Here is a 21,545-nt window from a genome sequence, read left to right on the forward strand (position 1 = left end):
ACAAGCAATTTTAGACCATTTCCGGAACGGCCGTGTGATGTGTAAAGTGCCTGTTATCTCATCAGACCTGCCTTCAAAACACACTGAGGACATGATGCACACATTGTCTTTCCGCCAGCGTTTACGGCTGGCCACCGGGTTAGCGGCTTTCGCTTCAACTTCTTTTTTAATTGGCCTTTCCACCGCGCAGGCAGCTCCCAACACCGGCGCCTCCGGCCCTATTGATCCCGCCCGGATGTCCGAAACAATGCGTGTGCTGTCGTCGGATGAGTTCGAGGGTCGTGCACCGGGTACGCCGGGAGAAGCCGTTACGGTCAAATGGCTGATCGAGCAGTATCAGAAGATCGGTCTTGAACCGGGTGGCGAGAACGGTGGCTGGACGCAGAACGTCCCGATGATCCGCACCCGCCCTGACCCCAAAGCCACAGCGACCGTCACCACGCGCGGCCATACTTTGGAACTGCACCAGCTTAAGGACGTGGCGCTCTCCACGTTGCAGCCCATCCAGCGCCTCCGTCTGTCCCATGTTCCGATGGTATTCGTCGGGTATGGTGTCACCGCTCCCGAGCGTCGCTGGAACGATTTCAAACAGGTTGACCTGCACGGAAAAATTGCGGTCTTTCTTGTCAACGATCCGGATTTTGACGCTGGACCAGAAGAGCCTGTAGCCGGACGTTTTGGCGGCAAGACCATGACCTATTATGGCCGCTGGACGTACAAGTTCGAGGAAGCAGCCCGTCGCGGTGCCGCAGGTGCGCTCATCATTCATGACACGCCGGGCGCATCCTATCCGTGGAGCACCGTTGTTGCGCCGCAGGGTGAGGAATATGACATCCTGCATGACGACAAGGATCTGAAGTCCGTTCCGCTGATTGGCTGGATCGAAGGCAATGCGGCCCATGCGCTCTTTGCCCAGGCCGGTCTGGATCTGAATCGTCTGCGTCGTCAGGCCCGTTCGCCAGACTTCCACCCGGTCAATATTCATGACACGACGTTCTCGCTTGATATGTCGGTCAAGGTGGATCATCTCCAGAGCCAGAACGTGATCGGCAAGATCACAGGTTCGACCTATCCGGATGAAACCGTCATGTTCGGTGCTCACTGGGATGCATTTGGCAAGAGCACCGATGCACAGGGTAACACCGTCATCCGCCGTGGCGCGATCGACGACGGTTCCGGCATTGCCGCTGTTCTTGAAATCGCGCGTGCTTTCAAAAACGGCCCGAAGCCAAAGCGCACTGTGAGCTTTGCGTCCTGGACGGGTGAAGAGCGTGGCCTACTGGGATCAAGCTGGTATGTGGCGCATCCGCTCGCCCCGCTGGACAAGACTGCCGCCAATCTGACGATGGATGTTCTTCAGATGGCGGGACCGGCTCATAATGCCTTCATCATCGGTGCGGGCCAGGACACGCTTCAAGATGACTTTGCTGCAGCAGCTCTGAAGCAGGGCCGTACAACGCAGCCGGAAGCCATGCCGGAGCGTGGCGCGTTCTATCGTGCAGACCACCTCCCCTTCGCTCGTGCAGGCGTACCCGTTCTCGCCGTTATGGACATGGCTGGGCCGTTTGATCTGCTCAATGGCGGAACAGCAGCAGGCAGCAAATGGTTGACGTCTTACATGGCTTGCTATCATCAGGCCTGTGATGCTTGGAGCGCCGACTGGGATGTGCGTGGCGCGGCGCAGGACGTCGAAGTCGTGCGTCAGGTTGGCTATAGCGCCGCCTTTTCGCATGACTGGCCGACCTGGAAGGGTGGTTCGGAGTTCCGCGCTATTCGTGAGAAGAGCGACGCCACCCGCTCGGTTCACTGAGCTATAAGATCCGAGCGGTTCATTCCATTCGGATCTTTTCAGGCAATATCCTGCCGGATCCAGTCCGTCACTGAATGATGGGCTGGTGTCCAGCCAAGTTCCCGCCTCGCTTTGTCAGCCCGGACACGGCTGTTGGAACTCAGGCCAAACACCGCAAGTTCACGTCCCCAGCGCTTGATCGCCTCGTCAGGGGCCCAATCCTGCGATGACCCAAGACCTAAAGCGGCACCAATCGCATCCGTAATCTCGCGGAATGAAGCTTCGCCGTTTTCAACAAAGTAGAAGCTGCCAGCTGGCGCTTTCGTCAGAGCCAGTTCGTATAACGCGGCAACGTCTGCAATATGGACGTTTGACCAGCGATTGAGACCACGGCCGATATGTCGGCTGATGCCGCTTTCCCGGGCCTGCGCCACGAGAGGCGGAATCTGAACACTTCGCGAAACTGGCCCCAGATGGCGTCCGTAGATCATGGTGTTGCACAGAACCACTGAGCGGACATCAGGTGCGGCATTCCGAATGAGAGTATCGATTGCGATACGCGCGACCTTATCTGGCGCCGGAGCTACAGGGGTTTCTTCCGTAAAAATCGCATCGGACGGTTCACCAAGAGCTTCGTCTCCGACCAAGGAGCTGCCACTTGTATGCAAAAACGGCTTTCCGCTGCCTTCGAGCCCCTTCAAGAGCGCTTCAACTGCACCACGGTGATCACTGTCGGCTGCATTGATCACGGCATCTGAATTCTGTGCCTCGGCCATCAGAAGGTCGTTCTCATCGAGGGTGCCTACAACGGGTTCGATGCCAAAAGATCGAAGTTCTCCCGCGCGGGATTCATTGCGGATCAGGCCTCGGATCTGATGGCCTTTTGCGGCGAGATGGGCTGCGACGGAACCCCCGATATAGCCACTTGCGCCGGTGATGAAGATTTTCATCTGTTTTGCCTCTGCTTCAGTAAAGCTGGAACGTGAGGGGAAGATGATCTTTTCTTTGAGACTTGATAATTCCCTCAGATTGCACAAAACCTATGAAAGGAATTCATAGGTGGCGTTGTATGGATAATCGCGTCGGCGAAATGCAGGTTTTCGTGCGCGTTGTGGAAAGTGGCAGTTTTTCAGAGGCAGCGCGTCTTCTGAGAATGACGCCTTCGACGGTCAGCAAGCTGATTGCACGCATCGAGGCACGTCTGGGATTGCGTCTGATTGAACGATCCACACGTCGCCTTTCCGTGACACAGGAAGGGCAAGCTTATTACGCACGGGCCACAGCCCTGATTGCGGACCTTGATGACATTGAACGCAGTCTAACGACCGGCAACATGCAGCCACAGGGTACGGTTCGGGTGAATGCTTCGGTTGCATTCGGAACGCTTGGGCTTGAACCCCTTCTGCCTGCTTTCTGGGAGACTTACCCGGATATTGTGATTGACCTCTCCCTGTCAGACGAAATGACCGACCTTTATCTGGATCGAACGGATGTTGCGTTCCGGGTAGGGCGTTTGCAGGATTCAGGATTGACCGCCCGGCATCTTGGATCTGCTCCGCGCAAGATCGTGGCCTCTTCTGCCTATCTGGCCCGATATGGAACGCCTCAGACTGCCAGAGATCTGAGCCATCACCGGTGTCTGGGTTTCAATTTCCAACGATCAGCGCCTGTCTGGCCTCTTCATGAAAAAGGTAGATTGGTTGATCGGCTAGTGCGTGGGCCGCTTCTGGCCAACAACGGGGAAACCGTACGGAGGCTGGCCGTTCAGGGTGCGGGATTGGCACGGTTAGGCGAATATCATGTGCGGAATGATATTCAGGCAGGGCGGCTGATCGAAGTGTTAGCGGATGCAGGCGTGCAGGATGAGGAAGACATTCATGCGCTCTATCCGGGAGGCCGTCAGAGCCCACCCCGAGTGAGAGCCTTTCTGAATTTCATGGTCCCTCGCCTTCAGGATTATCTGGCGGTGTCCTGAATGTCAGGATTTTTCGCTTTTAACGGACGGGCAGCCCAGAATGTGGCGAGAACAGACCCTGACACGTTGTGCCATACCGAGAACACAGCTCCCGGAAGAGCTGCCACGGGCGAGAAATACAGTCGGCCTAGTGTGGCTGCGAGAGCGGAATTCTGCATCCCGACTTCAAGAGCCAGTGTTCGGCAAACGGACTCATCAAAGCCTAGAAGCCGTCCTCCCCAATACCCTCCCGCAAGCCCGATAGCGTTATGCAGAACGACGCCCAACATAAGGAGCGGACCAGCCTGAGCAAGGGAAGGCCCTGCTCCAGCCACTACACAGCCAATAATCAGCAGGATGGACACCATGGCGATGGGTGGAAGAGCAGCCTCAACGCGCTTCACCATGCGCTGGCAGAGTGTATTGACCACAACACCCGCCAGAACAGGCAACGCCACCATCGTAATGATACTGCGGAACAGGCCCCAGCTATCAACGGACACTCCCGCCGAGACATAAAGACGGGTGAGCAAGGGGGTCGCAAAAATCCCGACCAGGGTGGAGAGCGCGCTGATACTGACAGACAGGGCGACATCCCCTTTGGACAGGAAGATCATGACGTTAGACGCAGTGCCGCTAGAAACGCACCCAACGAGGATCATGCCCGTCGCCAGTGCAGGTGGCATTCCAAGCAGATGCGCAATACCCCAGGCGGCGAGAGGCATCACCAGATAATGAAGGCCCACCCCCGCCAGAACGGGATAGGGGCGGCGCGCGATCCGGGAGAAATCCTGAACCGTAAGGGAAACGCCCATCGTGAACATGATGAATGCCAGAAGTGGCGTGATGATGGGCAGAAGCTTCAGGAATGGTGCAGGAAATACAACAGCACCGACCGTCACCAGAATGGCCCAGACAGGGAAAAGGCGTGTCATCATCTAACGGGACGTCTCCATTCTCGCGCAGTGGGCTTCCTCATACTGGCATCGGGGAGATTTTAACACATGCCAAGATGGAGAGGTCCGGCAATCTCACTTCCACCCTTTCCTGTCCTAACCGAGTATGCAACGTTCAGATCACCATTGAAACACAGCGTCATACGCCGTTTTCGCTATTCCTTTTACCGATCAAGGACAGACTTCATGATGCGTCGCCTTTTGGCTCTTAGTACACTTCTTGCCGGCCTGCCCTATGCGATGGCTCATGCCGAGGGCACTTTCTCGTTCCAGCAGACGCCAGGAGAACTTCCAAAGACAGTTGCTCCGGAAACCTACGTCATTGATCTTGAAACTGATCCTGAGCACCTGACCCTCAAAGGGCAGGAAACCATTGACGTGAACGTCCTGACCGATACGCAGGATATTGTCCTCAATCAGGCTGGCCTGAAACTCTCGGCAGCCATTCTGGATGGCACGCGTCACGCCATCATCAAGCAGGATGATGCCGCACAGACAGCGACCCTCCATTTCGAGCAGGTGGTCCCTAAAGGCCCCCATACGCTCGCCATCAGTTATACGGGACCGATCCTCAAAACACCGAACGGCCTGTATATCAACGACTACACCTCAGCCAAAGGCGAGAAGCGCCGGATGCTGGTGACGCAGTTTGAAGTCGCCGATGCACGCCGGATGTTTCCGGGGTGGGACGAGCCCGCGTTCAAGGCCAGCTTCCAGCTCAACGTGACCCTGCCCTTCGATGATGTCGCCGTCAGCAATATGCCCATCATCGGCACCACGCAGCAGGATACAAAAACCAAGCGCGTGTCTTTCGCTCCTACTCCCCGCATGTCCAGCTATCTTCTGGCGCTTGTTGCGGGTGATATGGGTGCAGTCCATGGCGGCGCTGACGGCACGGACATGAGCGTGTATGCGCCAGCAGGCCTTGAGGAACAGGGCCGTTACGCCCTTGAATCCGCCGAGAAGATCTTGCCGTATTACAACACCTATTTCGGTGTAAAATATCCTCTTCCCAAGATGGATATGCTGGCTATTCCCGGCAATTATCAGGCCGGTGCGATGGAGAACTGGGGCGCCCTCACCTACATCGACAATGTTCTTCTCTTTGATCCGAAGAACAGCACGCCCCGTACTCGCGAGTTGATCCACGAAGTCGTTGCGCATGAAATGGCCCATCAGTGGTCGGGCGATCTCGTGACGATGGGCTGGTGGAACAATATCTGGCTCAATGAAGGTTTCGCGTCCTGGATGGAAATCAAGGTCACGGACAAGCTGAACCCTCAGTGGGACATTTGGCCGCGCCAGCATGAGACCCGCGAAGAGACGATGGCAATTGATGCTCTCGCCACCACACATCCGATCCAGCAGACGATCCATAACGTCAGCGAAGCCAATTCGGCGTTTGACAGCATCAGCTATGGCAAGGGTGAACTCGTCATCCGGATGCTGGAAGGCTGGCTGGGCGAAGACAAGTTCCGCGATGGAATGCGCGCTTACATGAAGGCCCATGCGTACGGAAACGCCACCAGTCAGGATCTGTGGAACGCCTTGTCCTCCACATCCGGCGAGGACGTTGCCAAGGTCGCCCGCAGCTTTACGGAACAGCCGGGTATTCCGCAGGTTAATGTGACGTCGTTTTGCCAGAACAATCAGGCGACTTATACGCTAACGCAGAGCCGCTTCACCATTCATGACCCGCAGGCCCAGCCCTTGACGTGGAGCATCCCGGTTGTTTCTGGTGGCCCCGGACTTCCCAGCAAGACGATCGTTTTGGGAACGGAGCCTGTCACCATCACGACGCGGTACTGTGGTGCATCGTTCAAGCTCAATCTTGGCGAAAGCGGCTACTATCGTGTGTCCTACGACAAGGGCGCGTTGGCTGCACTGGCTGCGTCCATCAGCAAATTCTCGCCTGTGGATCGCGCCAATCTGCTTGGAGACCAGTATGCCCTCTTCCGGTCAGGTCAGGCGGGGCTGGCTCCGTATCTGGATCTCGTGGACCGTCTGACGGCGGCACATGAGAGCGATATTGCGGTTCTCGAAGAGATTATCGACCGTCTGGAAACGATTGACCTTTATGAAATTGGCAATCCGGATCGCGCTGATTTCCAGGCCTATGCCCGAAGCCGTCTGGTCCCTGTTCTGGCGCGTCTTGGCTGGGACGAAAAGCCTCACGAGAATGTTCTGGATACGATGCTGCGTCCATCGGTCATCAGCGCACTCGGAGCTTTCAACGATCCAAAGGTTACCGCGGAAGCCAAGCGTCGCTTTGCGCTCTGGAAGGCCAATCCGGCGTCCCTACGTCCTGATCTTGTCGCCGCGGTCACAACGATTGCCATGAAAAGCGCTGACGAGCAGACTTGGGCCTTTATGGCCGACAAGGTTCGCACGACGCAGGCCACTGAGTTGAAGCTGCGCTATTTCGCTGCACTCGCCAGCGCAACAAACCCGGATCTGATCCGGAAGACTGTCCAACTGGCTTATAGCGGTGCCATTCCGAATGGAAGAATTGCCCGTTCGCTCGCGGTCGTTGCAGCCTCCAGCGAAAACCCGGATTTGGTGTGGAAGTTGGTGAAGGAACACGAGGCCGATATCCGCACCCATCTTGCACCTTGGTCGCAAGACGACTTCCTCGCCACCATTGCTGCTCACTCCAACAGCCCGCAGGTTCTGGCGGCTCTGCAGAGCGATCCATGGGGCACGAAGACAACCGGCTCCAAGATTGCGACGGCCAAGGCGGTCAATACAATCAATGCCCGTCAGGACGCCATCCGTGCCACCCAGACACAGATCCACGACTGGCTTTCAACGCATCGCTAATTTTTAGAAAACAGAGTTTGGGAGGATCCAATGATCCTCCCATTCCTCAGGCTTCGATTTTGGGTCGAGGCGCGACAAGCTTGAACATCGGGCCTGTCAGGATTGTGGAAATCACAGCCAGAACCATTAAAGATGCAAACGCAAATTCTGAGATCATGCCCTGAGCATGGAAGATCGTTGCGGCGACAATCTCCATCAACCCTTTGCATTGCAGCAGCACGCCGACGCTCAGCGCCTGACGACGACTGAGACCTGCTGCGGGCGGGAAAATGTACACGGCAACAATCTTGGTCACGATCGAAATGGCGACCAAAGATAGCGAAGCAATGACAGAAGGCCATGTCAGGGCGTCACCATCAATATTCAGGCCGCTATGGCCGAAGAACATTGGAGCAAGCCAGATCAAGGAGAATGCCCCGACCTTCTCAACAGGAAGGCGACGGACCCAGGATGGTGGCATAATCGCACCCGCGAAATAGGCGCCAATCAGTTCATGGAGACCAAGCTGCATACTCGCCCAGGACCCGGCCGCAAGATAGACGGGAACAGCAAGCCAGATTACGGCCAGAGGCGGATGGCGAAAATGACGAGACGCCCAGTTCCCAAGCAGAGCCAGTCCGACTAGCAGTGCAATCGCCAGCACTTCCAGACCGGTCCAGCCATGCAGTGCAGTTGTGCCACGTTCTGCAACCTGCAAAGCAGCCAGCCCGATCCAGAGCGCCGCATCGTCTACAACCGCAAGTTTGAGTGCAAGCTGACCCAGTGGGCGCTGTGCTGGATTAAGCTCCCTGACGACACCAATCAGAACAGGCAGCGCGCTGACCGCAATACATAGCCCGATCGACGCTGCGGCAACCCATGGCTGGGCATGGGGAGGATGCCATCCCGGCAAGGGCAGGAAAAATTCGTAAGCGAGAACAGACCCTACCAGCAGCGGTCCACCAAGGGCCACAGCAGCTCCGCCCAGAAGCCGCCCCAAAGAGGGAGCCGGCAAGGTATGGTCTGCTGCTGTCTCCTCGGGGGACTGCCACATCTCCAGCCCGGCAGTAAACGCTAGAACCAGAACAGCAACCCAGCCAATATCGCTCCCGTACATAGACGGAATACCAAGTGATTTAACCGGAAGATGCCAGACGGAGATCACTATACCGATAAGTATAGGAAGGACAACAATCGGTATTGCTCTGTAAAGAAGACGCCACAAAACCCACGGGAGAAAAACGAAAACCGCAGCATCTGCAAAAAGTGCCGTAATGTTTGTCATCAGCCTCCCCTAATTTACCTATATGGAGGGACAGGATACGCGATTATAAGCCATAAGTGCAAACCGATACAATCGCGATGGCGCCAGTGAGGCGGGCGGAGACTGCTGTCCACCTCCTCGCCTGCTCCTTAGAACCGACTGTCGTCGTTACGACGGAAAGCGAACAAGACAGTCACCGCAAGACGATACTTCGCAAAGGTCACAAGTCCGACCGCAATCTATCTTCGCTCGGAAATCAAACTGTCTGAACAAACTAGAATAACCGCCGTAATCAGATCAGTTCCAATCCAATTCTGTCAGAACACCTTCCTGAGTGACAGTCAATCAACAAGGAAATCACCTTGACCGTGACCTTAATGGCGCGAACGCACAGGTCTTAGTCATATCTTGGAAAATAAAGGGCCCCTCCTTTTAAGCTTCCGGATCTGTCACTTGATCAGATTTATCCTTGAAAAACCGCGCATAAAGTGTTGGAAGAACAAGAAGCGTCAGAAGTGTCGACGAAATGAGGCCACCGATTACAACGGTAGCCAAAGGCCGTTCGACCTCGGCACCGGCACTGCCAGAAAACGCCATCGGGAAGAATCCGAGACTTGCGACCGACGCCGTTGCAATCACTGGTCTGAACCGTGCGCTGGCAGCAGAAAAAGCAGCTTTGGCCGCACTCATACCCTGCAGGCGGTAGGTTCGGATCTGACTGAGCAGGACCACGCCATTCAGGATCGCTACACCAAAAAGTGCGATAAATCCGATACCAGCGGCAATACTGAATGGCAGTCCACGTAAAACAAGTGCCAGAATACCACCAGTTGCAGCTACAGGCAGATTGACGAATACCAATACCGCTGCCCCGAATGAGCCGAGTGCTGCAATCAACAAACCAAAAATAAGGGCAAGGGCGATAGGGACAACAATTTCCAGACGCTTCATTGCTGACTGAAGATTTCTGAACTGTCCCGCCCAATCCATGCGGTAACCATGGGGCAGTTTGACCTGCTTTGTAACCGCTACCTGTGCAGCCGCCACAAAGGAGTTTACGTCCCGTCCCCGTACATTGGCCTGAACGACGACACGTCGATGGGTGGTATCCCGATCAATACGTGACGTCCCATCCACAAGCGAGATATGTGCTACATCCGCCAAAAGTACCCAGCCCGTCCCATCCACACGCCTTATCTGAAGATGTGCAATTTTATCCTGAGAGTTTGCGATCCCCTCTCTAAACTGTACTTGAGTTGGGATGATGGCATTGTCGACTGTGACTGATCGGCCGATATGGCCACCAATCGCCTCGACTTCGGCAAGAATATCCGAAACGGAAACCCCCAGACGCGCTGCAGAATCACGGTCCACATCTACATGAAGATATGGGATTGTACCCTCGCTTTCTGAAGAGACATCTGCCGCACCTGGTACGCGCTGCACCACCGTCACAACCTTTTGAGCCAGCCGATTCAAGGTATCCAGATCATCTCCATAAATCGAAATGGCAAGCTGGGTACGGACGCCGGAAAGAAGGTCATCCATCCGCATCTGGATCGGCTGCGTCCAGGAGTAGTGAGCGTCAGGGACTTTTGTGGTCAGTTCCGCATTCATCTTCTCAACAAGGCCAGCCTCATTGGACGAGGTGGTCCATTGGGAACGGGGCTTGAGAAAGACGTATGTATCGGTCTCAGATGTTCCCATAGGATCTGTAGGAATGGCAGACGTGCCGGTATTGCTGACGACCGTCTCAACGTCGGGAAAAGATTTGAGAATTTTTTCCTGCTGTGTCACGCCATCCAGAACAGTTGGAAGTGAGGCGCTTGGGAGGCGAACCCCGACCACAAGCAATGCCCCCTCATCCAGTTGGGGGACGAACTCTCCACCAAGACGACCGGCAAGAAACACGGAAAGCAGAAACGCTCCGCCCGTGAGAACGATCAGGGTTCTGCTATGGTTTTCACTCCATACCAGTGCTGGCTCGTAATAACGACGTAGTGTCCGGACGAAACGTGTCTCGTGGTCTGGCGGGCTTCGGTGCATGACCAGCGCGGTCAGAACCGGAATACAGACCACACAATAAATCAACGATGCCAGCAGCGCCATAATAACAGTCTGCGCCATCGGGCTGAACATGCGCCCCTCAATGCTTTGAAGCGTCAGGATGGGCAGATACACCATAATGATCACGAAAATCGCAAACGTCACAGGGCGAATGACGGCTCTTAGCGCTTCCGTCGCCAGTTCGGGCAAGGCAGCCCGATCTCTGTTCGTCCCCCGGATAGCAAGCAAATGCTCGACCACGACGAGGGAACTGTCGACAATCATGCCAAAATCGATCGCTCCGAGGCTTAGCAGGTTGGCAGAAACACCAAAGAACCTCATACCAGCCATGGCAAAGATCAGGGCAGCCGGAATGACGGATGCGATAACAAGCGCAGCGCGCCAGTCTCCCAGAACGACAATCAGAACGAGCAGAACCAAGGCCGCGCCAATGAGCAGGTTTTCCTTGACCGTATCAATCGTCTCACCCGTCAGGGTCGAGCGTGTATAGAACGGGTCCAGAGTCACACCTGCGGGAAGCGACTGGGCAATTCCAGGTAAAGCGGCATTGATGGCTGCAAGCGTGGCATTGGAACTGGCCCCATTCTGCATAAGAACGACACCATTCACAATTTCACCCTTCCCATCTCGCGTTACAGCGCCAAGTCGTGTTCGAGGCCCCTTGGTTACCTGCCCGACGTCTCGCAGACGCACCACATTACCGTTTACCCCCATCCGGACAGGAATGGCCCCGAAAGCTTCGAGACTGCCAATCAGAGCCCGCCCTACAATGACCTGCTGTTCAGCGTGATGAGCAATCCAACCGCCCCCTGCGGAGGCATTGTTCTCATCAACAGCTTTGTAGACATCACTTACCGTAACACCCAAGGCGCGCAGTAGAGCGGGATCCAGCAAAACCTGATATGTTTCTTCCGCACCACCATTGACGTTAACATCGACCACTCCCGGCACGAGTTTGAGCTGTGGAACAACAGTCCACTGCATCAAGCGATTGAGATCCATGAGAGAGTATCCCTCCCCCTTGATCTGGATCTGCATGATTTCGCCCATGCCGGTGGCAAGTGGCCCCATGGAAACCGAAATATTAGGAACAGTAATTGTTTCCCGAGCGATCTGCATCTGCGCGCTGACGCGTGTACGATCAAGATCAATATCCGTATGATCGTCAAACTGAAGATAGACAACAGAAACACCCGTACGAGAAACGGACCTAAGGTCCGTCACTCCAGGAATCCCGGTCATGCTGGCTTCGAGTGGAAATGTAATGAGTTTTTCCACTTCTTCAGTTGCCAGACCGGGGGCAGTTACGGATACGAGTACCTGCTTCGGCGAGATATCCGGTACTGGCTCAACAGGAAGCCCGGGAATTGTCAGCAAGCCACCAATCAGCAGGACGCAGACAAGCCCCAACAGAACGAAGCGGTTCGTCTGGAAAAATTTCAGCATGATAGTTTGCTCAGTCCTCGTCATTTCCAAGGAGCGACATACTCTTCAGCATGAAACTTCCATGCCCGACGACAGACGCTCCTTGTGGTACATCCGCGTCCACAACAGCCTGTTCGTCATTTTCGAGGAGGAGTTTAACGTCATGAGGCTGAAAGTCCTGCTGGCCGGTTTTGACATAAACGACGGTATGGCCATCCACCCGTTCAACAGCAGATGCAGGAACCACAAGGCCATGCACCGCCCTGCTGGTTTCAATCGATGCATCCAGCATACTACCCGGCCGCAATTGCTCTTCTGGATGATCGACGACACAGACAACCCGCACCAACCCTGTCGTGGCATCAGTCATGCCATCAATGGTCGAGATATGTGCGATCAGTGGCTTTACTGATGCGTCTCCTGCTGGCTTTACAAAAAGCCTGTTCCCGATTGCTAGTTGCGACGCCTCCTGAGAGCGGACCTGAGCCACGATCCAGACAGCAGACAGATCGACGACCGTAGCAAGAGCTTCGCCGGGATTGATATCCGACGCTGCTGACGTACTGACGGTCTGCACAACACCATCGACAGGTGAGATCAGACTAGAAGCTTCATCCTGGACGATTTTCTCGGTAACGGACGTGAATTCCTCATTCACTCTATGCTCAATCGTGCCCATATCAGCTTCACGAGCCACCACAACACTTCGCTCCTGCTGAAGTGCTGCCAGTCGTCGTTTGACTTCACCTACCGAAACAGTACTGCCCGATAGAGCCAGTCCACGTTTATAGGCCTGTTCTGCCTCGGCGACTGCGGCTCGCGCGGACATCAGGGCGGCTTGAACCTGCATTCGCTGCAGATGCAGTTCGTGCAGCGTGTGGTCTGTATAATTAATCAGAGTTTGTCCCTGATGGACGCGTTGCCCTGGAGTAACCAGAACATCGGTGACCTTTCCACCTCCTGCCGGACGGATAACCACCACACGCGACATGTCTGCGGTTACGGTAGCCATGGCGGATATAGTGTCATGCAGATCGCCATACCCTATCGTGCAGAGCTGAAAATTTGCGTTTCGTTGCGCTACAGGGTCAAGTTTCAAAGGAAGAAGCCAGTGAGGCGTTTCTGCCATAAGAGGCTGGATAAAGCCTGACATGAGCAGAACGGCCAGACCTGTGACTTTTTTCATGGCATCGTCCCTGTTGCGATTCCAATCCGGATAATGGCCTCATGCCATGCAATTTCAGCCCGGTTCAGCGTGAGAAGGCTTCTATAAGCGTCCGTCCGCGCTCTAAGGGCTTCAATCAATGGAGTTTCTCCGATCCGCCAGGAGTGTTCCATAGCATCGGCACGACGCAGCATCGCACTCGCAGAAACACGGGCATCATCCAGTGTTGCTGTTGCCGTTTCCACACGGGCACGCACCTGTGCCATTTCATTCTGAACGGCTCTACGGGCCTGAATTTCCTGCCGGCTAGCCATGGCAAGACGGTCCCGTGCAGCAGACGTCACCGGCGTCGTTGTCACCGCGTTGGGAAGTGGCACACGGACGTTGAAACCGACCTGCGTATCCCATGGACTGCCGTACTGGGCTTGGTCAATCGCATCCACCCCCACTTCAGGGTTTGGCATGAAGCTCGCGCGCGCGAGATGGACCTGTTCCTGCGCAGCAATCACCTCTTGATGAGCAGCCCGAACCCGCGGGTCATCATCTTCCATCCATCGCAGATTATTAGCGCGCGTCAGAACCAGCCAACGACGATCTGCCTGTGTAATATCAGGAATTCCCTCACCCCCTAGCAGGGTTTGAAGGGCCGTACGGGACGTCACGATTTCTTCCCTTGAACTTTCAAGTTCCGTCCGCGCATCTGCAAGTTGTGCCATGACGGCCTGACTGTCTACCGACGCGGCTTCTCCTGCCCGAACAGCACGAAAAACAGCATCGGATATCCTTTGCAGTGCGGTCAGGGTCGAAAGAACCGCAGTTTCTCTTTTACGCGCCAGAATGGCATTCCCAGCCGCCTCGACGACACGAACGGCCACCACCATTCTCTCGACATCAAGTCTCATGAGCGCCGTGCGAGCATCTGCATGAGCAACTTTTTCGGTCGCGGTTCCCTGCCCTGGCAGCCATAGAGGAACAGAAACACCACCCTGCCAGGTAATATATCCCAGATTGGAACCCCCAATGCGATCATCATAGTAATCAGCACTCAACGTGGGACCACCTGCAAACCATGATTGAGCAGCCTTGGCCCGTGCATCTGCTGATTGCTGATTGGTCTGCAATTCGGTTCTTACAGGATCGTTATTCCAGGCCGCTGCAATGGCTTCATGAACAGATATTGAAACTTCGCGCGGTGCAGTTTGCCCCTGCGCCTGACTGCAAAAAATGAGCGTTACTAAACCCAGAGCACAGCCAAGATAAGTGCGAATGTTCGGAAGAGGCTTTGAAAGAAGGCCGTACATAAGCACAAAAAGTCCTGCTTTAGAGATATTTCGCTAGGGCGGAAAATTCTCGGATGGCCGTTTCCCGACTCATATTTCCATTCGCCACTTCATCTACAACGCAATGTTCAAGATGATCCTGAATCAAACGGCGCTTGGCGTTATGAATAGTACTCTCAACAGCCTGGATCTGCTGGACAAGCTCTCCGCACGGCCGCTCTTCTGTCATCATCTCAAGAATTTTGGCTAGATGACCATGCGCCTGCTTTAGACTCTGAACATGTGTTCTATGCTTCATAAACCCCTATCCCCTAGGGGGGGTGGGGATGTCAATATTCTTCTCTCAACAAGAGACCAACTTTAGCGGGCTATCAGTAAATTTCTGTTTAATCCACTGCTCCGTTTCAGTTTAATTTCCACGAAACCGCATTGAAATGATCATATGGATGATTTATTCTTGTAATTTACGATCATAATTATGACTTGACATGATCGATCATGAGCACCTCAATATCACTCAGATCTGAACAAATTTCTCAAGAACTGCTCATCCCTTGTGAACGAACGTCAAAACTTACCCTCTGGCACACGCTTTCTTTCTAACGGCATCAGACAGGACGTCATTCCGACTATGAATATCATCGTCACCGATCGCCCAGAGCAGGCTTTCAAAAAAGCTGCGGACATAATTGCCTGCGAAATTCATCATAATCCTCGGCCTGTGTTGGGGCTGGCAACAGGCCGCACGATGGAAAGTGTGTATCGACTTCTGGTCGAACGGTACGAAACTGCTATGCTGGATTTTTCCACAACAACGTCTTTCAATCTGGATGAGTATGTTGGCCTCCCTCCAACAGACAAAAATTCATATCGTCATTACATGCAGAAGCATCTGTTCGCGCATGTGAACATGCCAGTCGCACAAATTCACGTACCAAACGGAACCGCGACAGATCTGGATGCAGAATGTGCTGAGTATGAAGCAAATATCCAAGGCACTGGAGGTATTGGACTTCAGATTTTGGGAATAGGGAACACCGGACATATCGGCTTCAATGAGCCCCCCTCCCCATTCGACAGTCGCACGCGCGTCGTACATCTTGATGACATCACACGCCGTCAAAATTCCGGAATGTTTGGCAATGATCCAGCACGCGTTCCTGAGCGCGCCTTGACCATGGGAGTCGGAACGATCCTGGAAGCGCGCAAGCTCGTACTTGTGGCAATTGGCGCAGGAAAAGCCTCTATTGTTGATGCAGCGCTGAATGGACCAATAAACGAAAACGTCAGCGCTACAGCCATTCGTTTACACCCTGACTGCACCGTCATTCTAGATGACGCCGCCGCTTCAATCTGGAAGGGAAATCGTAGGCAAGGCTCTTAATGGAAAAATTAAGAATATATAGGCAGTCTGGTCAACACACCTTGAGTTCAAAACTTTATTTTCAAAGCTGATACAAGCTGGGGCGATCCAAGCGAAACATGATTGACATATTTTTACATAATAGGTGCCATAAATATACGCATGATAGATGATCTCTTCGCGTAAAAATCTGCGCCTCAGACCATCACACTCCCTAAATTCTGCTGTATAAGCTTAAGTTATTGATCAAAGCGCGAGATAAATTTTCGTGACGAATTAAGAACGAAATCCATTCAGTTTCTTTGACGACACCCCCATGAACAGTGACACACACTTCACAGCCTTTCTGGGCATTTCTTCATCGCAGGACAGGCACTGGGCAATCATGAATATGGCATCGTATCACACCGAACGATAACGAATGTCCAAATGTCTTTTCTTAATTCCTCCACCTCACATTTCCTCATTTCATTACAAACAAGAGCCATATGTTACAATTAACAATAATAATGAAATATTATTATATATATCAATCATATCAACATAGTAAAAAACAGTTTCATTGGTAATTATAAAATTACTTGTAATATAATATTCAAAATTAAGCTTAAAATTATTATTTTTTTCTTATGAAGATAATGCCAATAAGCACTCCATGAAGAAAACATCCTTCCCTGCAAGAGGCATCATGCTTTTTCGTTTGAAAAATTTCTTGTTCGCAACGTCTGCCTTGGCGATCAGCGCCTCTTGGGCGTCCGCTCAGACAACGGGGACGAGCAGTAAGGTTGTGAGTAATCACAGCCACAAGAAAACAGCACAAATCAATCGGGACGGTGGTCCATCAATGATGGGCGCAACAGCGCCGACAGATGCTGAAAAAGCAGAAACTGTTCAAGTCCACGGTGCCCGCCATAACGCGCCAGGCGGAGGATTGATGGTCCATGAAGATGCTGCAAAATCCCGCTCGACCGTAACGCAGGAGTTCATAGCCACCCAGACGCCCGGCGTTAACCCGATGCAACTTATCGCGCTACTTCCAGGCGTGAATACAACATCGGTTGATCCGCTCGGATTAAATGGCGGCAATATGACCCTTCGTGGACTGAATTCCAGCCAGATCGGCTTCACACTCGAAGGGTTTCCAATCAACGATATTGGTAACTATGCTGTTTATCCTCAAGAAATCGTAGATTCTGAGAATCTTCGTACGATTAACGTTGAGCAAGGGTCCGCCGACCTAGACAGCCCGCACATCAGCGCATCAGGCGGCTCAGTCAACATGTATCTGCTTGATCCGAAAGATAAATTTGGCGGTCACCTTGACGGCACGTATGGCAGCTACAATGCTCGTCGTATCTTTGCTCGCGTTGACACAGGCAAGATCGGCAATACCAATCTGAAAGGATATATTTCGTTCTCTGCTGCAGATGAAAATTCATGGCGCGGCCCCGGAAGCCAGAAGAAACTGCACGGCGAAACAAAATGGGTCAATGAATGGGGCAACGGTAACCGCGTCTCCCTTGCCATCGTAGGAAACCAGTCAGACAGCACTCTTTTTCCATCCATGTCTCTGGCAAACTGGAAAAAATATGGAGTGAACTACACCTATCAATCCAAATGGGATTCAAATAACCCAAGTGCCAATTACTATAAACTTCATCAAAACCCCTTCACAAACATTTATGCGAGTGCTCCATCTACATTCCGCCTCACAGATAACCTGACCTTAACCGAAACTCCCTATTTCTGGTACGGAAACGGAAATGGCGGCGGCGCATATTCAGAAAGCCTCAGCAGTCAGCAGTACGGCAGTCAGACCATGTCTGCCTCGATTGGCCAGTATAATTCTTCCAACACCAAAAGCATTCTTCTCTATAATCCTTCCAACACCCAGACTTATCGCCCTGGAGCAGTAACGAAGCTAACGCTCCATACCGGAATCAACCGTTTGATGGTTGGTTATTGGTTCGAATATTCAAAACAAATTCAAACCTCCCCCTATAGTCTGGTCAACATGACAACGGGTGAGCCTTATGATGTCTATGGTGGCGGCGTGAACATGGTTCTCGCGAACGGTCAGACGGCACAGTATCGGAATACTCTGACGCAGACCCGCATCCACACCATGTTCATCGATGACAGCCTGTCACTACTGAACAACACACTGACACTCGAAGCTGGCCTGAAATATGCCATCGTCATGCGTAACGGGCACAATTTCCTACCTGATACATCGACAGGCTCTTATATTAATGGTTCCTGGAACGAGCCTCTGCCTGCAGTTTCCATCCGCTACAAGCTGAATAACCAGATCCAGCTTTTTGCGTCTTCCACTACCAATTTCCGTATTCCAATGAATACATCATTGTATGATGCAGGAACCTATACGTCTGGCAGGGGATACAGCACCCAAGCCAATACAAACATGAAGCCGGAAATTTCTATTTCCGAAGAAGCCGGAATTCGCTATCAGGGCGATCTGATCAACAGTACACTGACATACTTCCATTATAACTTTACTAACCGTCTTTACAGCCAGACAGTTGTTATGGCTAACGGAAGTTATTACTCTCAAAGCATTAACGGCGGAAGTTCACATGCAGATGGCGTAGATTTTGAAATCGGAACAAGACCGATTTTGTACCATCTCCGTCCATATATCTCTGCAGAATACATAGATGCCAGAACGGACAGCAATGTAGCGGCATCCAGTTCTGGCGATTACGTGTTTAGTAAAGGAAAATTTGCACCGCAGACGCCAAAATTCCAAGTCGCCTTCCACCTCGATTACGATGATGGCCACCTCTTCAGCGGTTTTGGACTGAAGTATGTCGACAAACAATATGCGACATTCAACAATGACACTTCCATTCCAAATTATGTAACAATGGATGTTCACGCAGGCTATCGTTTCAAGGACTTCAGTTTTCTCAAAAACCCGATCCTGCGCCTGAATATTCAAAACATCACAAACAAGCAGTATCTCGGTTTTGTAAACGGCACGGCTGCAAATGGGAAAGCGACAACCGGTGTCTACGGATCAAAGCTTTCAGCGGGCAGCAGCACATATTATGTTGCCGCTCCTTTCTTTGTAGGTGGCAGCGCAAGCGTCGATTTCTAAGACCGGTATTCATAGGTAAAATATAATCACGATTACTGCGGGACAGATGGTTGAAAAGAAGATATTCAGGCATCTGTCATCGCATGTCATGCGAGTACAGTTCTAACGAACTATCAAAAACCAAGATCAATCCAATCCCCAAAAGAGAAAGAGGGCTATGGCTCTCTTTCTCGGGGGGCGGTTAAAAAATCATATGTCCTCAGCCAGCAAACGGGATGCTCGCGCAAGCGCCATGATCGGGAAATACTGACGGTACATATCGTAACGCAACATAAACGCCCGGGAGAGTTCCGCTCCTTGCATCAGACGCTTTGACAAAGCTGGGTCATCCAGTTTGATCGTCTGACCAACGCCGTAGCCCGGAAAGCCGGTACCAGTGAACTCCTCTTCCGTCCAGCTTCCGTCTGCCTCCTGCCGATCAATCAGAAACCGGCATCCCTTGGCAATTGCCTCATGGTCCTGAGGACGACCCACAGCGATCAGTCCCATCAAGGCCCAGGCCGTTTGAGACGCAGTTGTACTTCCGCGACCTATGGATGAAATATCCATATAGGACGCACAGCTTTCTCCCCATCCACCGTTATCCTGCTGACAGGAAACCAGCCACTCACACGCCTTGAGGATGTAAGGCTGCGTCATATCTTCCCCAATAGCCGCAAGAGCAGGCAGAACGGCTCCTGTTCCATACAGGTAATTTACACCCCATCGGCCAAACCACGGTCCTTGAGGGTCCTGCTCCAACCGAACATACGCAAGTGCTTTTTGCACCACGGGAAGATCGCGCGACAAACCAAGAAGACCAAACGCTTCCAGAATATGGGCCGTGACATCAACAGACGGCGGATCAAGAGCCTCGCCAAAATCACAGAACGGAATTTTGGAGAGCAGGATTTTGTTATTATCCTTGTCAAAAGCACCCCACCCGCCGCAAGAGCTTTGCATGGCGATCAGCCAGTTCACAGCCCGATCAATCGCCTCATCAACACCCTTACGCTTCCACTCTTCCTTGTGGCGGCAGAATGACAGTGCAATCAGGGCGACAGCCGTATCATCGGTATCCGGGTACCGATCATTTGCGTATTCAAAAGACCATCCGCCCGGTTCGACATCCGGAAGCTTGATGGACCAATCTCCCTTGACGCGCACCTGTCGGTTCAGAAGCCAGTCCAACGCCTTGTCCATTTCCGGCGTAAAGCGCTCCTGTGCATTTGCGTCATGCAAGGCCATCAGAGCCAGCATGGTATCCCAGACAGGACTATTCGTTGCCTGAATCCAGGATGCTTCTCCCCTGTCATAACGCCATCCCGGATCATCAAGAGCCGCCAGAGCCTTGGCCATGACAGGATGATGAAACGGGTAACCCTCTCCATGTAGCGCCATTAGGCCGTATACCCATGGTGGCTGGATACCGCCCCATCCGCCATCTGCATCCTGATGTCGGATGATCCATTCCAGCATGTGGCGAATTGCAGCTTCACGAACTGTATTACGCTTGAGAAATCTGGACTGAAGCCAGTGCAACCCTTTGTCAGTCGTCCTAAAAAAGCTTGACCACAGATCCACCCGGTCTTTTTTGGGAAGAGTGTAATCAAACTTTTCGCGCCCCTCGGGGAACAATGCATCCAGACGGTCCTGTGGACGCAAAGGACGACTGGGCCGACGTGCGGACAGAATGGCAAGTGGAGCCAGAGTTGCGCGTGCCCATTGAGCAAAATTATAAATGGAAAAAACGAAATTATTGGGGAACCAGATGATCTCAGGCGGAAGATTGGGCGTTTTTTCCCATGGCCACTCGCCAATCAGAGCCAACCAGTAGCGCGTGAAAACACGGATGTTTTTCAGGCCGCCTTTCTCGGAAATCCACGCACCGGCCTTGAGAAGCACAGGGCTGTTCGCGGAATAGCCAAGAGAGCGCAAGGCGGCGTAAGCCTCTACCGTTGCATTGATGTCACCACTTTGAGCACCAAGGTACACGCCCCAGGCTCCATCATCCCGCTGCATTTCCAGCAGCGCATTCCCCAGTCGTGGACGGAGCGGATGATCTTCCAGTCCAAGAAACCAAAGAGCGAGGCACCACTCCGCTTCCATGGATGCATTGGATTCAACTGATCCAACCCAGTGGCCGTCTGCTTTTTGTTGTCCAATCAACCAGTCACAGGCGCAAGACACGGTATGAGCCAGACTGTTACTCATCCCCTTGAGTATTGGTGCACTCATTCTCCAAACACCCACATAGTCTATAAAATCATGTTTCGGGGAGCTTATTATCAGTCTTACCTCACAACGTCAGCCTCTGATATCTGCAGATGCGACAATTTATTTCAGACCTTTTAAGTCCAGAAATTTCGGAGGGTTACAAAAC

General features: G+C 52.9%; 13 protein-coding genes. 5 read left to right on the plus strand and 8 right to left on the minus strand.

Annotated elements, in window-relative coordinates; translation table 11 throughout:
• Positions 1–91: 91 nt before the first annotated feature.
• Positions 92–1,810, plus strand: coding sequence for a M20/M25/M40 family metallo-hydrolase (locus AC3B6F_RS10255; protein WP_489824279.1), 1,719 nt, complete (start codon positions 92–94; stop codon positions 1,808–1,810).
• Positions 1,811–1,848: 38 nt separating this feature from the next.
• Here the strand turns inward: AC3B6F_RS10255 and AC3B6F_RS10260 are convergent, their stop codons facing one another.
• On the minus strand, positions 1,849–2,739 hold the full coding sequence (locus AC3B6F_RS10260; RefSeq protein WP_489824280.1) for an NAD-dependent epimerase/dehydratase family protein: 891 nt from the start codon (positions 2,737–2,739) through the stop codon (positions 1,849–1,851).
• A 119-nt stretch (positions 2,740–2,858) separates the two neighbouring features.
• Here AC3B6F_RS10260 and AC3B6F_RS10265 point away from each other — a divergent pair, with 119 nt between their 5' ends.
• A complete protein-coding gene (locus tag AC3B6F_RS10265; protein WP_489824281.1) occupies positions 2,859–3,764 on the plus strand; it encodes a LysR substrate-binding domain-containing protein in 906 nt (301 codons plus the stop codon).
• Here AC3B6F_RS10265 and panS read toward each other — a convergent pair.
• Entirely contained in the window at positions 3,746–4,681 is a 936-nt protein-coding gene (gene panS, locus AC3B6F_RS10270; protein WP_489824282.1) for a ketopantoate/pantoate/pantothenate transporter PanS, read from the minus strand. The genes AC3B6F_RS10265 and panS overlap by 19 nt on opposite strands.
• Before the next feature lie 204 nt (positions 4,682–4,885).
• Here panS and AC3B6F_RS10275 point away from each other — a divergent pair, with 204 nt between their 5' ends.
• The gene (locus AC3B6F_RS10275; RefSeq protein WP_489824283.1) at positions 4,886–7,519 is read left to right on the plus strand and encodes a M1 family metallopeptidase; all 2,634 of its coding nucleotides are present in this window, start codon (positions 4,886–4,888) and stop codon (positions 7,517–7,519) included.
• Between the two features lie 46 nt (positions 7,520–7,565).
• On the opposite strand, the gene AC3B6F_RS10280 is transcribed toward AC3B6F_RS10275, so the two are convergent.
• The 5 genes from AC3B6F_RS10280 to AC3B6F_RS10300 form a co-directional block, all read right to left on the minus strand.
• Entirely contained in the window at positions 7,566–8,783 is a 1,218-nt protein-coding gene (locus AC3B6F_RS10280) for a cation:proton antiporter (RefSeq protein WP_489824284.1), read from the minus strand.
• Between the two features lie 411 nt (positions 8,784–9,194).
• Positions 9,195–12,275, minus strand: coding sequence for an efflux RND transporter permease subunit (locus AC3B6F_RS10285; RefSeq protein WP_489824285.1), 3,081 nt, complete (start codon positions 12,273–12,275; stop codon positions 9,195–9,197).
• Between the two features lie 10 nt (positions 12,276–12,285).
• Complete coding sequence (locus AC3B6F_RS10290; RefSeq protein WP_489824286.1) at positions 12,286–13,440, minus strand: efflux RND transporter periplasmic adaptor subunit; 1,155 nt, start codon at positions 13,438–13,440, stop codon at positions 12,286–12,288.
• Positions 13,437–14,720 (minus strand): TolC family protein, encoded by a 1,284-nt coding sequence (locus tag AC3B6F_RS10295; RefSeq protein WP_489824287.1) that lies wholly within the window; start codon positions 14,718–14,720, stop codon positions 13,437–13,439. The genes AC3B6F_RS10290 and AC3B6F_RS10295 overlap by 4 nt, the downstream gene beginning before the upstream one ends.
• Positions 14,721–14,739: 19 nt before the next feature.
• Complete coding sequence (locus AC3B6F_RS10300) at positions 14,740–14,997, minus strand: metal-sensing transcriptional repressor (RefSeq protein WP_034880038.1); 258 nt, start codon at positions 14,995–14,997, stop codon at positions 14,740–14,742.
• A gap of 333 nt (positions 14,998–15,330) precedes the next feature.
• On the opposite strand from AC3B6F_RS10300, the gene nagB reads away from it, so the two are divergent.
• Positions 15,331–16,083: a glucosamine-6-phosphate deaminase gene (gene nagB, locus AC3B6F_RS10305; RefSeq protein ID WP_489824288.1), complete on the plus strand. Its 753-nt coding sequence runs from the start codon at positions 15,331–15,333 to the stop codon at positions 16,081–16,083.
• A gap of 823 nt (positions 16,084–16,906) precedes the next feature.
• Positions 16,907–19,183, plus strand: a complete 2,277-nt coding sequence (locus AC3B6F_RS10310; protein ID WP_489824510.1) for a TonB-dependent receptor — start codon at positions 16,907–16,909, stop codon at positions 19,181–19,183.
• A gap of 189 nt (positions 19,184–19,372) precedes the next feature.
• Here the strand turns inward: AC3B6F_RS10310 and shc are convergent, their stop codons facing one another.
• A complete protein-coding gene (gene shc / locus AC3B6F_RS10315) occupies positions 19,373–21,400 on the minus strand; it encodes a squalene--hopene cyclase (RefSeq protein ID WP_489824289.1) in 2,028 nt (675 codons plus the stop codon).
• Positions 21,401–21,545: the final 145 nt, after the last annotated feature.

The sequence above is a fragment of the Gluconobacter sp. ESL1110 genome (assembly GCF_058107395.1).

What these genes read in the sequence shown, in the direction of transcription:
- AC3B6F_RS10265 (WP_489824281.1), top strand. Translation starts at nt 2,859, where the DNA reads ATGGATAATCGCGTCGGCGAAATGCAGGTTTTCGTGCGCGTTGTGGAA.
- AC3B6F_RS10260 (WP_489824280.1), bottom strand. Translation starts at nt 2,739, where the DNA reads ATGAAAATCTTCATCACCGGCGCAAGTGGCTATATCGGGGGTTCCGTC.
- AC3B6F_RS10275 (WP_489824283.1), top strand. Translation starts at nt 4,886, where the DNA reads ATGATGCGTCGCCTTTTGGCTCTTAGTACACTTCTTGCCGGCCTGCCC.
- nagB (WP_489824288.1), top strand. Translation starts at nt 15,331, where the DNA reads ATGAATATCATCGTCACCGATCGCCCAGAGCAGGCTTTCAAAAAAGCT.
- AC3B6F_RS10295 (WP_489824287.1), bottom strand. Translation starts at nt 14,720, where the DNA reads ATGTACGGCCTTCTTTCAAAGCCTCTTCCGAACATTCGCACTTATCTT.
- AC3B6F_RS10310 (WP_489824510.1), top strand. Translation starts at nt 16,907, where the DNA reads ATGATGGGCGCAACAGCGCCGACAGATGCTGAAAAAGCAGAAACTGTT.
- AC3B6F_RS10285 (WP_489824285.1), bottom strand. Translation starts at nt 12,275, where the DNA reads ATGCTGAAATTTTTCCAGACGAACCGCTTCGTTCTGTTGGGGCTTGTC.
- shc (WP_489824289.1), bottom strand. Translation starts at nt 21,400, where the DNA reads ATGAGTGCACCAATACTCAAGGGGATGAGTAACAGTCTGGCTCATACC.
- panS (WP_489824282.1), bottom strand. Translation starts at nt 4,681, where the DNA reads ATGATGACACGCCTTTTCCCTGTCTGGGCCATTCTGGTGACGGTCGGT.
- AC3B6F_RS10300 (WP_034880038.1), bottom strand. Translation starts at nt 14,997, where the DNA reads ATGAAGCATAGAACACATGTTCAGAGTCTAAAGCAGGCGCATGGTCAT.
- AC3B6F_RS10255 (WP_489824279.1), top strand. Translation starts at nt 92, where the DNA reads ATGATGCACACATTGTCTTTCCGCCAGCGTTTACGGCTGGCCACCGGG.
- AC3B6F_RS10280 (WP_489824284.1), bottom strand. Translation starts at nt 8,783, where the DNA reads ATGACAAACATTACGGCACTTTTTGCAGATGCTGCGGTTTTCGTTTTT.
- AC3B6F_RS10290 (WP_489824286.1), bottom strand. Translation starts at nt 13,440, where the DNA reads ATGAAAAAAGTCACAGGTCTGGCCGTTCTGCTCATGTCAGGCTTTATC.